This is a genomic window from Bacillus sp. Brlt_9 (genome assembly GCF_051948935.1).
GTDB lineage: Bacteria > Bacillota > Bacilli > Bacillales > Bacillaceae_G > Bacillus_A.
Genome location: NZ_JAYJLO010000002.1, coordinates 1,044,219 through 1,057,235 on the forward strand (window position 1 = coordinate 1,044,219; position 13,017 = coordinate 1,057,235).

A 13,017-nucleotide genomic window follows, 5' to 3' on the forward strand; every position below is an offset into this window, starting at 1 on the left:
GTAGTACATAGGAAGGGTAAGACATATGAGAATATTATTTGTTGGGGATGTAGTAGGATCTCCTGGTAGAGGTATGATTCAACAATACGTACCGGCATTAAAGAAGAAATATACACCTACAGTAACCATTATTAATGGGGAAAATGCAGCAGGTGGACGTGGAATTACAGAGAAAATATACCGAAACTTTTTAGAATGCGGGGCACAAGCGGTTACACTTGGAAACCATGCTTGGGATAACCGTGAAGTATTTGAATTTATTGATGATGCAAAATATCTTGCAAGGCCAGCTAACTTCCCAGAAGGAACTCCAGGAAAAGGGCTTATCTTTGTGAACTGTAATGGAACAGAAGTTGCAGTTATTAACTTACAAGGACGTACATTCCTTCCTCCAATCGATTGTCCATTCCGTAAAGTGGACGAATTAATTGACATTGCGAAAAAACGTACGAATATTATCTTTGTTGATTTCCATGCGGAAACTACAAGTGAAAAACAAGCGTTAGGTTGGTATGTAGATGGTCGTGCTACAGCGGTAGTAGGTACACATACGCATGTTCCTACAGCAGATAATCGTATTTTACCAAGCGGAACGGCATATATTACAGATGTTGGTATGACAGGACCGTACGATGGAATTTTAGGTATGGACCGAGAAGCAGTATTGAAGAAGTTTTTAACAAACTTACCAGTACGATTTGAAGTAACAAATGGTAGAACACAATTAAGTGCAGTGCTAATTGATGTGGATCCTAATACAGGAAAAGCTAAGAAAATTCAGCGTATCTTAATTAATGATGATCAACCATTTTTCGAGTGATTTTTGACTAAAATTTAGATAAGTTATTATTTTTTAATTTTTTAGAAAAATTACAGAAATTTAGCAGGAATACGCGTCATTCCTCGTGAATATAAGTTAAAGTGAAATAATTGCTAATACTTTTTAGAGAAACGAGGAGGAAACGCGGAATGGAAATATTAAAAGTTAAAGCAACGTCGGTCCCTAATTCTGTAGCTGGTGCACTTGCAGGTGTTATTCGCGAACGCGGAACAGCAGAAATTCAAGCCATTGGTGCAGGTGCATTGAACCAAGCGGTAAAGGCAGTAGCAATTGCAAGAGGATTTGTAGCGCCTAGTGGTTTGGACCTGATTTGTATCCCAGCGTTTACAGATATTATGATTGATGGGGAAGAACGTACAGCGATAAAATTAATTGTAGAACCTCGTTAAGTTTAAACAACCTGTTTGCAGTATGCAAACAGGTTGTTTTTATAATGGAGGAATGGAAATGAAAATTTTTGATGCTCATTGCGATGTACTCCTTCAGTTATGGAGTGCACAGGGGAAAAGGGATTTTAAAAATGATCCGCAATTACATATTACATTTGAACAGTTAAAGAGAAGAAAAGGAAGTATACAATGTTTTGCTATATATGTGCCAGAAACGGTAGCGTATGAAAAACGGTTTGAAGCAGCATTACAAATGGTAGATATTTTTTATAATGAAATTTTGTCACTATCAGGTATGAAGTTAATTCAGACAAAAGATGATATTAACATGTTAAAACAGGACGAGATTGGAGCGATATTAACACTAGAAGGATGCGAAGCAATTGGGAAAGACGCAATGAAATTACGGTTGTTTTATCGCCTAGGAGTACGTTCTTTTGGATTAACATGGAATTATGCCAATCTATTAGCTGATGGTGCGCTAGAGACACGTGGGGCGGGTTTAACGACTTTTGGTAATCATGTTGTACAAGAACTTAATACGTTGCATGCATGGACTGATGTGTCTCATCTGAATGAAAGAAGCTTTTGGGATGTGATAGAAGTTGCAACAAATCCGATTGCCTCCCACTCAAATTGCATGAAACTTTGTCAACACCCACGTAATTTAAACGATGAACAACTTAAAGCTCTTATAAAGCAAAATAGTATAATCGGTGTCACTTTCGTACCACAGTTTTTAACAAGTGAAAAACAAGCGAATATAGCAGATATAGTAAGGCATATTGAATATATTTGTTCGTTAGGTGGAGAGAACAATATAGGATTTGGTTCCGATTTTGATGGGATAGTAGAAACGGTTGTAAATGTATCAGCGTATCGAGAGTATGAAAATGTAATGAATGAGCTTTGTAAACACTATGCTACATCTACTGTAGAGCGGTTTTTATATGATAATTTTGTTGAACGTATAAGTTTTTAAGATTTTTATTTTAAAAATACAGAAAAATTAGAATTAATTCATTTGATATTATTGCTTTTTTTAAGACCTAATACTAGAATGAAAAACAAAATAGCTTTATACTAAAGATTCAGGGAAATCAGAAGAGGCATAATTTGCGTCCGTTGTAGTTTATTTGTATAAAAAATGCTAAACTATTACTGTAAAAAAATACACTACAATGAATGCAGCCAAAAGGGGTGTAGGAGATGATTAGTCAACTTTCATGGAAAGTTGGAGGCCAACAAGGTGAAGGAATTGAAAGTACAGGAGAAATCTTCTGTATTGCATTAAACCGATTAGGATATTACCTATACGGTTACCGCCACTTCTCATCACGTATTAAAGGCGGCCATACAAATAATAAAATTCGTGTAAGTACAACAGAAGTACGCGCGATCTCAGATGATTTAGATATTTTAATTGCTTTTGATCAAGAAACAATTGATTTTAACTTCCACGAATTACGTCCAGGTGGAATTGTAGTTGCAGATGCGAAATTTAATCCAACAATACCTGATAATACAGATGTAAATCTATATGTGATACCGTTTACAGATATTGCTTCAGAATTAGGCACATCATTAATGAAAAACATGGTTGCTGTTGGAGCATCAAGTGCGGTATTAGGATTAGATGAAACAGCTTATTTAGATGTTGTTGAAGAGATCTTTGGTCGTAAAGGAGAGCAAGTTGTTCAAAAGAATATGGACGCAATTAAACGTGGCTCTCAATATATGAAAGAATTGCTAGGTGAGAAAGTAAACATGATGCAGCTTGAAAAAGCTGATGGTAAGAAACGCATGTTTATGATTGGAAACGATGCAATCGCATTTGGTGCGGTAGCTGGTGGTGCTCGCTTTATGTCTGCATATCCAATTACACCTGCATCTGAAATTATGGAATACTTAATTAAAAAACTGCCAAAAGTTGGCGGGACAGTAATCCAAACTGAGGATGAAATCGCAGCTTGTACAATGGCAATCGGTGCAAATTATGCTGGTGTTCGTACATTAACTGCATCTGCTGGTCCGGGTCTATCTTTAATGATGGAAGCGATCGGTTTAGCTGGTATTACAGAAACGCCATTAGTAATTGTCGATACACAACGTGGCGGTCCAAGTACAGGATTACCAACGAAACAAGAACAGTCTGATTTAATGGCGATGATTTACGGTACGCACGGTGAAATTCCAAAAATCGTAATGGCACCAAGTACTGTTGAAGAAGCTTTCTACGATATTGTAGAAGCATTTAACTTATCTGAAGAATATCAAGTACCTGTTATTTTCTTAACAGATTTACAGCTTTCTTTAGGAAAACAAACGGTAGAACCACTTAAGTTAGATAAAGTGGAAATCCGTCGTGGTAAGCTTGATTTAGAAGCAGAATTACCAGAACGTGAAAATAAAGCATACTTCAAGCGTTATGAAGTAACAGAAGATGGCGTTTCACCACGTGTTTTACCTGGTATGAAAAATGGTGTTCACCATGTGACAGGTGTAGAACATGATGAAACTGGTAAACCATCTGAATCAGCAATAAACCGTAAAGATCAAATGGACAAACGTTTCCGTAAAATGGAGAACTTGAAGTTTAATACCCCTGTCTATAAAAATGTTAAGCATGAAGAAGCAGACGTATTGCTTGTTGGATTTAACTCAACTCGTGGTGCGATCGAAGAAGCAATGGAGCGATTAGAACAAGAGGGTATGAAAGTAAACCATGCTCATGTGCGTTTAATTCACCCGTTCCCAACAGCTGAAATCGATCCACTTGTGAAAAATGCGAAGCGTGTTGTAGTGGTAGAAAACAATGCAACAGGTCAGCTTGCTAACATTATGAAAATGAATCTTGGAAACGGTGAGAAAATTTCTAGTCTTTTAAAATATGATGGAAACCCATTCTTGCCGAAAGAGATTTACAACGAATGCAAAAAAGGGGTTGTATTAAATGGCAACATTTAAGGACTTTCGTAACAGTGTAAAACCAAACTGGTGCCCAGGTTGCGGAGACTTCTCGGTGCAAGCTGCAATTCAACGTGCGGCAGCTAACGTTGGCTTAAATCCAGATGAACTTGCTGTTATTTCTGGTATCGGCTGTTCTGGCCGTATTTCAGGTTATATTAATTCATATGGTGTGCATAGTATTCATGGTCGTGCCCTTCCAATTGCACAAGGTGTAAAAATGGCAAACCGTGATTTAACAGTTATCGCATCAGGTGGTGACGGTGATGGATTTGCGATCGGTATGGGACATACAATCCATTCTATTCGTCGTAATATCGACATTACGTACATCGTAATGGATAACCAAATTTACGGATTAACAAAAGGGCAAACTTCACCACGTAGTGAAGCAGGATTTAAAACGAAAAGTACACCACAAGGTTCAATTGAACCGTCATTAAATGTTATGGAAATGGCTTTAACAGCTGGTGCAACATTTGTGGCGCAAAGCTTTTCAAGTGATTTAAAAGAATTAACACAAATTATTGAAGCTGGTATTAACCATAAAGGGTTTTCATTAATTAACGTGTTTAGCCCATGTGTTACTTACAATAAAGTAAATACTTACGATTGGTTTAAAGAGAATTTAACAAAACTAAGTACAGTAGAGGGATATGATCCGTCTAATCGCATGATGGCTATGCAAACGTTAATGGAAAATAACGGGTTAGTAACAGGTTTAATTTATCAAAATACAGCGCAACCTTCATATCAAGAGCTTGTAAAAGGCTATAGTAAGAAGCCTTTAGTACAATCTGATTTAAATATGGATCAGAAAATGTTTGATGAACTTGTTGCTGAATTTATGTAATGTAAGAAGAAAAGGTTGCCATGCGGCAACCTTTTTTATGGGAAAAATATAGGATAGTCATATTTACTTAGAAAATTCAGAATGGTAAAATAATATATAAATCGTTGTATGAAAATGGTGAGTTCATTGCATATGAAATATAAAATCAGACAGAGCCTCTTTCTTGTTTAAATTGGCGAAACGCTTCATACTATGGTAATGTTTATAGAGATAAAGCAATATGCTTTTGGATAGGACAAATAAAAGGGAATGTCTATTTGCGTGGGGAAGACTTCATTCTTATGAATGATTAGATTGGTTACTCAAGTTTCAAAGGACAAGTTATCTCTCAAGCCATCTAACCATTTTTGAGGTGAGTCTAAGCGCATTAAAATGGACAATAGAGTGTGTATAGTTAAGGGTGAAAGGAGATTACCGATGAACGAGCAACAACGATTAGCAAGTCAGCAAGCAAATTCCTCTACGAAAAAAGAAGAGAAAGATTATAGCAAATACTTTGAAAGTGTATACCAACCACCTTCCTTAAAAGACGCGAAAAAACGTGGGAAAGAAGAAGTTAAAATTGAACGGGATTTTGGCTTACCTGAAGAGTTTCGCAATTTTGGTACAGGAAGAAAGTTTTATATTCGTACATATGGTTGTCAAATGAATGAGCATGATACAGAAGTAATGGCTGGTATTTTCACTGCACTTGGATATGAACCAACCTTTTCAACTGAAGATGCAGATGTAGTATTATTGAATACTTGTGCCATTCGTGAAAATGCTGAAAATAAAGTGTTCGGTGAACTCGGTCATTTAAAGTCACTAAAACGAAGAAATCCGGACCTTTTAATTGGTGTATGTGGTTGTATGTCTCAAGAGGAGTCTGTTGTAAATAAAATTATGCAAAAAAATCAGCATGTAGATATGGTGTTTGGAACGCATAATATTCATAGATTACCGTACATTCTAAAAGATGCAATGTTCTCGAAGGAGACGGTAGTTGAAGTTTGGTCAAAAGAAGGAAACGTAATTGAAAATCTTCCGAAAGTACGCCGTGGTGATATTAAAGCTTGGGTAAATATTATGTATGGCTGTGATAAGTTCTGTACATATTGTATCGTACCGTATACACGCGGAAAAGAGCGAAGCAGACGTCCAGAAGATATTATCCAAGAGATTCGTCATTTAGCTGCGAATGGTTATAAAGAAATTACGTTACTTGGACAGAACGTAAATGCATATGGTAAAGACTTTGAAGATATAGAATACGGTCTTGGCGATTTAATGGACGAACTCCGTAAAGTTGATATAGCTCGTATTCGTTTTACAACGAGCCATCCACGCGATTTCGATGATCACTTAATTGAAGTGCTTGGAAAAGGTGGAAACTTAGTAGAACATATTCACTTACCAGTTCAATCTGGAAGCACAGAGATGTTAAAAATTATGGCGCGAAAATATTCGCGCGAGCATTATTTAGAGCTTGTAAGAAAAATTAAAGAAGCAATTCCAAACGCGGTATTAACAACCGATATTATCGTCGGTTTCCCAAATGAAACAGATGAGCAATTTGAAGAAACGATGTCGTTATATCGTGAAGTAGGATTTGATACTGCCTTTACCTTTATTTATTCTCCGCGCGAAGGTACACCAGCTGCAAAAATGAAAGATAATGTACCGATGGATGTGAAGAAAGAACGTCTTCAACGCTTAAATGCATTAGTAAATAAATTGGCAATTGAAAAGAATGATGGTTATAAGGGTCAAATTGTAGAAGTATTAGTTGATGGGGAAAGTAAAAATAACGCGGAAGTACTTGCAGGTTATACTCGTACGAATAAACTTGTAAACTTCGTTGCTCCAAAATCTTTAATTGGTCAGCTTGTGAAAGTAAAAGTAACGGACGCAAAAACTTGGTCTCTTAACGGAGAACTAGTTGAAGAGCCGATTGAGGTGGAATAATAGATGAAAGCATATACGAAAGATGAAATTGTTGAGCAAGCAAAAGAATTAGCAAAAATGATCTCTGAAACAGAAGAAGTTGATTTTTTTAAAAAAGCAGAGGCGCAAATTCATAAAAATGAAAATGTAAAGCGCGCAATTGATGAAATTAAAGCGCTGCAAAAACAAGCAGTAAACTTGCAGCATTACGGGAAATGGGAAGCTTTGAAAAAAGTAGAAGCTGAAATTGATGCTCTGCAAGATAAGTTAGATAGCATCCCGGTTGTACAAGAATTTAAATCTTCACAAACATATGTAAATGACTTACTACAGCTAGTGGCAAGTACGATTTCTAACAACGTAACAGATGAAATATTAATTTCAACGAATGGCGATGTATTGAAGGGCGAAACGGGCGCAGCGGTAGAAAGTAAAAAGGGAAATTGTGGTTGTTAAAGAGATGTCGAATTGACATCTCTTTTTTTAGTGAATTAAACGTAAGTTCTTCTCAAAAAAAGAATGACACATTCCGCTATTGTCACGCATATGATTAAGTGAATAGTGATTGAGGAGGGTTACGAATGTCCGAATTTAGAGAGATTATTACAAAAGCAGTGGTTGGAAAAGGACGTAAGTATACAAAGTCAACGCATACATGTGAATCGAATAATGAACCAACAAGTATTTTAGGGTGCTGGGTAATTAACCACTCGTACGAAGCAAGAAAGAATGGAAAGCATGTGGAAATTGAAGGTTTCTATGATGTGAACACTTGGTATTCATTTGATGGCAATACAAAGACAGAAGTTGTAACAGAGCGTGTGAACTACACGGATGAAGTAAGCATTGGCTATCGTGATAAAAACTTTTCTGGTGATGATTTAGAAATTATTGCTCGTGTCATTCAGCCACCAAATTGTTTAGAAGCTCTTGTATCACCAAACGGTAATAAAATTGTTGTAACTGTAGAACGTGAATTTGTAACAGAAGTAGTTGGCGAAACGAAAATTTGTGTAAGTGTAAACCCTGAAGGTTGTGTAGAATCAGACGAAGATTTCCAAATCGATGATGATGAGTTTGAAGAATTAGATCCGAACTTTATCGTTGATGCAGAAGAAGAGTAATAGAAAGCTAGGGAGAAGTTCTTCCTAGCTTTTTACTTTACATAAGTGGTACTTGAATGAACATGATTCCTTATGAAATGTGCTATAATGAAGAAAGACTCCTGAAACAGGAGATATGGATGTCCGTGAAATGTGACATATATGAATATAGATTATTATGTAAGAATTATGGAGGATAAGTATGAAGCAATATACGCCTATGATACAGCAATATTTAAAGGTTAAGGCAGACTATCAAGATGCCTTTTTATTTTTTCGCTTAGGCGACTTTTATGAAATGTTCTTTGAAGATGCAGTTAAAGCAGCTCATGAACTTGAAATTACATTAACGAGCCGAGATGGTGGTAGTAGTGATCGTATACCGATGTGCGGTGTACCGCATCATGCGGCTAAAAACTATATTGAACAACTTGTTGAAAAAGGATATAAAGTAGCGGTTTGTGAGCAAGTAGAAGATCCGAAAACAGCTAAAGGTGTAGTACGCCGTGAAGTCGTACAACTAATTACGCCAGGAACGATGATGGAAGGGCGTACGATTGATGAGAAAGAAAATAACTTCTTAGCAGCATTAACGCATTTTGAAGATGGATCATATGCGTTAGCTTGTAATGATTTAACGACTGGACAAAATACAGTAACGTTACTGACTGGTTCAGTAGAAGATATTTTATTAGAAGTGTATGCAACTGGTTCGAAAGAAATTGTTGTAGATTCTTCATTCTCTAAAGATGAACTAAACAAGTTAACTGAAACGTTAAAAATGACGATTTCATATGAAGATGCAACGGCAATTCCTGAAGGATTAGAACACCTTGTGAAAAATGTTTCACAAGCAAAGTTAATTAAAGCAATTGGGCGCTTATTTAACTATGTAATAAGAACACAAAAACGTTCGTTAGATCATTTACAACCAGTAGAAATTTATTATACGAATCAATTTATGAAAATTGATGTGCATTCAAAGCGAAATTTAGAGCTGACAGAAACACTTCGAACGAAAGAAAAAACAGGATCATTATTATGGCTATTAGATAAAACAAAAACAGCTATGGGTGGTCGTATGTTAAAACAGTGGATGGAACGTCCACTTATTCAGAAAGAAAAAGTTGAAGAGCGTTTAGAAATGGTTGAGACATTTGTAAATGATTACTTCTTACGTGAAGATTTAAAAGAAAAACTAAAAGAAGTATATGATTTAGAACGTTTAGCAGGGAAAGTTGCATTTGGTAATGTGAATGCACGGGACTTATTACAGTTAAGACGATCTTTACTTCAAGTACCAGCTATTTTAGAAGCGATTAGTTTGTTAGATAATGCTTATGCAGCAAGGTTAATTCAAGGGGCGGATCCATGTGAGAGCTTAACTGAATTACTAGGAAGAAGTATTCAAGAAAACCCACCGCTTTCTATTAAAGATGGAGATATTATTAAAGACGGTTATAATGACAAGCTTGATCAATATCGTTACGTTAGTAAAAACGGAAAAACGTGGATTGCTGAGCTTGAAAAACGAGAGCGTGATATTACAGGAGTTAAATCGTTAAAAATCGGGTACAATCGTATTTTCGGCTACTACATTGAAGTGACGAAGGCGAATCTTGCAGCACTTCCAGAAGGGCGCTATGAGCGTAAACAAACGCTTGCTAATGCGGAACGTTTCATTACAGATGAACTGAAAGAAAAAGAAACATTAATCTTAGAAGCAGAAGAAAAAATTGTACAACTAGAATACGATTTATTTACAGCGCTTCGTGAAGAGGTAAAAGTCTTCATTCCGAAATTACAGCATTTAGCGAAAGTAATTAGTGAATTAGATGTACTGCAAAGTTTTGCGACAGTTAGTGAAGAAGAACAGTTTGTAAAACCTGTACTAACAACGAAGCGTGAAATCTTTATTAAAGATGGTCGTCATCCTGTCGTTGAAAAAGTATTGAACGGGAAATTGTATGTACCGAATGATTGTATTATGCCAGAGAAGATGGATGTCTTTTTAATTACAGGACCGAACATGTCTGGTAAAAGTACGTATATGAGACAATTAGCACTTGTAACTGTTATGTCGCAAATCGGTTGTTTCGTACCAGCAACAGAAGCAGTATTACCTGTATTTGATCAAATCTTTACGAGAATTGGTGCAGCGGATGATTTAATATCAGGTCAAAGTACATTTATGGTCGAAATGTTAGAAGCAAAAAATGCAATTGCAAATGCATCAGAAAGAAGTTTAATTTTATTCGATGAAATTGGACGCGGTACATCTACGTATGATGGTATGGCACTTGCACAAGCAATCATTGAACATATTCATGACCAAATTGGTGCGAAAACGTTATTCTCTACGCATTATCATGAATTGACGGTGCTAGAAGAAAGTTTAGATCAACTGAAGAATGTACACGTTTCAGCAATTGAGGAGAACGGAAAAGTAGTATTCCTTCATAAAATTCAAGATGGAGCAGCTGATAAAAGTTACGGAATTCATGTTGCACAACTTGCGGAGCTTCCAGATAGTTTAATCGCTCGTGCGAAAGAAGTGTTAGCACAACTAGAAGGACAGGAAGAAATTATTATTCCAAAGCGTGTAGAAGTGAAAGTGCAGGAGCAAGAAGTTATTCCAGAACCTGTAGTTGTAAAAGAAGAGCCAGTAGAAGTACAAAGGGCGAAAGTAGAGACTGAAGAAGAATCACAATTATCATTCTTTGGTGGAGAACAGTCTTCAAAAAAACAAGACAAGCCAGTTCTAGATGCAAAAGAAACGGCAGTACTTGCACAAATTAAAAAAATTGATTTACTTGATATGACACCTTTAGAAGCGATGAACGAACTGTATCGCTTACAGAAAAAGTTAAAGAAAGGATGAGTAAGTAGATGGGGAAAATTCGCAAACTCGATGACCAACTCTCTAACTTAATTGCGGCAGGGGAAGTAGTAGAGCGCCCTGCTTCAGTCGTAAAAGAACTTGTGGAAAATTCTATCGATGCGAATAGTACATCTATTGAAATCCACTTAGAAGAAGCTGGTTTATCAAAAATTCGCATCATAGATAATGGGGATGGCATTGCAGAAGAAGATTGTATTGTCGCTTTTGAACGACATGCAACGAGCAAAATTAAAGATGAGAACGATCTGTTTCGCATTAGAACACTCGGTTTCCGTGGTGAGGCATTGCCGAGTATTGCCTCAGTTAGTGAATTAGAATTAATCACTAGCACAGGTGATGCGCCTGGTACGCACCTTATGATTAAAGGTGGAGACATTATAAAGCAGGAGAAAACAGCGAGCCGAAAAGGAACAGATATTACAGTACAAAACTTATTCTTTAATACACCAGCGCGTCTTAAATATATGAAAACCATTCATACAGAGCTTGGGAATATTACAGATATCGTGTATCGTATCGCAATGTCACACCCAGAAGTATCGTTAAAGCTGTTTCATAATGAAAAGAAATTGCTTCACACATCAGGAAATGGTGATGTAAGACAAGTACTTGCATCGATTTACAGCATTCAAGTTGCGAAGAAGCTTATTCCAATTGAAGCTGAATCTTTAGATTTCACAATTAAAGGTTATGTAACATTACCAGAAGTAACGAGAGCATCTCGAAATTATATGTCAACGATCGTAAATGGTCGTTACGTTCGAAATTTCGTATTAATGAAAGCCGTTCAGCAAGGATACCATACATTATTGCCAGTCGGACGATATCCAATCGGCTTCTTATCGATTGAAATGGATCCAATGCTAGTTGACGTTAACGTGCATCCAGCGAAATTAGAAGTTCGTTTTAGTAAAGAACAAGAATTACTAAAGCTGATCGAAGAAACTTTGCAAGCAGCATTCAAAAAAATACAGCTCATTCCAGATGCAGGTGTAACAACGAAGAAAAAAGAAAAAGATGAAAGTGTGCAAGAACAATTCCAGTTTGAGCATACGAAGCCGAAAGAACCATCTATGCCAAACATCGTTTTACCGACTGGCATGGATGAAAAACAAGAAGAACCACTGGCTGTGAAACAGCCAGCACAACTGTGGCAACCGCCGAAGCAAGAATGGCAACCACCACAGTCGCTCGTAAGAGAAGAACAAAGTTGGCAGCCATCTACTAAACCTATAATTCAAGAACCGATTCGAGAAGAGAAATCATGGAGCAGTAACGATGAAGACTTTGAGTTAGAGGAATTAGAAGAAGAAGTTCAGGAAATAAAAGAGATTGAAATGAACGGTAATGATTTACCGCCGCTTTATCCAATTGGACAAATGCATGGAACATATATTTTCGCTCAAAATGATAAAGGCTTATATATGATTGACCAGCATGCCGCGCAGGAACGTATTAATTATGAATACTTCCGTGATAAAGTAGGAAGGGTAGCACAAGAAGTACAAGAACTACTTGTACCATACCGTATTGACTTATCTCTTACTGAATTTTTACGTGTCGAAGAGCAGCTAGAAGAACTGAAAAAAGTTGGACTATTCTTGGAGCAATTCGGCCATCAATCCTTTATCGTTCGCTCGCATCCAACGTGGTTCCCGAAAGGGCAAGAAACAGAAATTATCGACGAAATGATGGAACAAGTTGTCAAACTAAAAAAAGTTGATATTAAAAAACTGCGTGAAGAAGCAGCCATCATGATGAGCTGTAAAGCCTCCATTAAAGCAAATCAATATTTAACGAACGATCAAATATTTGCTTTACTTGAGGAACTTCGTACAACAACAAACCCATACACATGCCCGCACGGCAGACCGATTCTTGTGCATCATTCTACTTATGAGTTGGAGAAGATGTTTAAGAGGGTTATGTAGGGATAATATGATTTAATAAAAAGAAGCGATGAAATAAATCGCTTCTTTTTTGTTTAGATATTCTTTTTTTATAAATTCTTCAGCTGCAACCAATTATAGAAAAAT

General features: G+C 36.6%; 10 protein-coding genes. All 10 read left to right on the plus strand.

The genetic code is table 11. The features are described from left to right. The first annotated feature begins 25 nt into the window (after window positions 1-25). The 10 genes from VF726_RS11730 to mutL all read left to right on the plus strand — a co-directional run bounded on the left by VF726_RS11730 (window position 26) and on the right by mutL (window position 12,912). Window positions 26-820 (plus strand): TIGR00282 family metallophosphoesterase, encoded by a 795-nt coding sequence (locus VF726_RS11730; RefSeq protein WP_048530450.1) that lies wholly within the window; start codon window positions 26-28, stop codon window positions 818-820. Between the two features lie 149 nt (window positions 821-969). Beyond that, window positions 970-1,230, plus strand: a complete 261-nt coding sequence (gene spoVS, locus VF726_RS11735) for a stage V sporulation protein SpoVS (protein ID WP_000404341.1) — start codon at window positions 970-972, stop codon at window positions 1,228-1,230. 22 nt (window positions 1,231-1,252) lie between these two features. Beyond that, window positions 1,253-2,212, plus strand: a complete 960-nt coding sequence (locus tag VF726_RS11740; RefSeq protein WP_440168156.1) for a dipeptidase — start codon at window positions 1,253-1,255, stop codon at window positions 2,210-2,212. Between the two features lie 227 nt (window positions 2,213-2,439). Next, the gene (locus VF726_RS11745; RefSeq protein WP_087958638.1) at window positions 2,440-4,197 is read left to right on the plus strand and encodes a 2-oxoacid:acceptor oxidoreductase subunit alpha; all 1,758 of its coding nucleotides are present in this window, start codon (window positions 2,440-2,442) and stop codon (window positions 4,195-4,197) included. Then, on the plus strand, window positions 4,184-5,050 hold the full coding sequence (locus tag VF726_RS11750; RefSeq protein ID WP_440168158.1) for a 2-oxoacid:ferredoxin oxidoreductase subunit beta: 867 nt from the start codon (window positions 4,184-4,186) through the stop codon (window positions 5,048-5,050). Before VF726_RS11745 ends, VF726_RS11750 begins: the two co-directional genes overlap by 14 nt. 417 nt (window positions 5,051-5,467) lie before the next feature. Beyond that, complete coding sequence (gene miaB / locus VF726_RS11755; protein ID WP_440168160.1) at window positions 5,468-6,997, plus strand: tRNA (N6-isopentenyl adenosine(37)-C2)-methylthiotransferase MiaB; 1,530 nt, start codon at window positions 5,468-5,470, stop codon at window positions 6,995-6,997. Between the two features lie 3 nt (window positions 6,998-7,000). Continuing rightward, a complete protein-coding gene (locus VF726_RS11760) occupies window positions 7,001-7,432 on the plus strand; it encodes a RicAFT regulatory complex protein RicA family protein (protein WP_060631942.1) in 432 nt (143 codons plus the stop codon). Window positions 7,433-7,557: 125 nt separating this feature from the next. Next, entirely contained in the window at window positions 7,558-8,100 is a 543-nt protein-coding gene (gene cotE, locus VF726_RS11765) for an outer spore coat protein CotE (protein ID WP_001288800.1), read from the plus strand. Between the two features lie 181 nt (window positions 8,101-8,281). Continuing rightward, entirely contained in the window at window positions 8,282-10,960 is a 2,679-nt protein-coding gene (gene mutS, locus VF726_RS11770) for a DNA mismatch repair protein MutS (protein ID WP_440168163.1), read from the plus strand. 8 nt (window positions 10,961-10,968) lie between these two features. Then, the gene (gene mutL, locus VF726_RS11775; protein WP_071713265.1) at window positions 10,969-12,912 is read left to right on the plus strand and encodes a DNA mismatch repair endonuclease MutL; all 1,944 of its coding nucleotides are present in this window, start codon (window positions 10,969-10,971) and stop codon (window positions 12,910-12,912) included. Window positions 12,913-13,017: the final 105 nt, after the last annotated feature.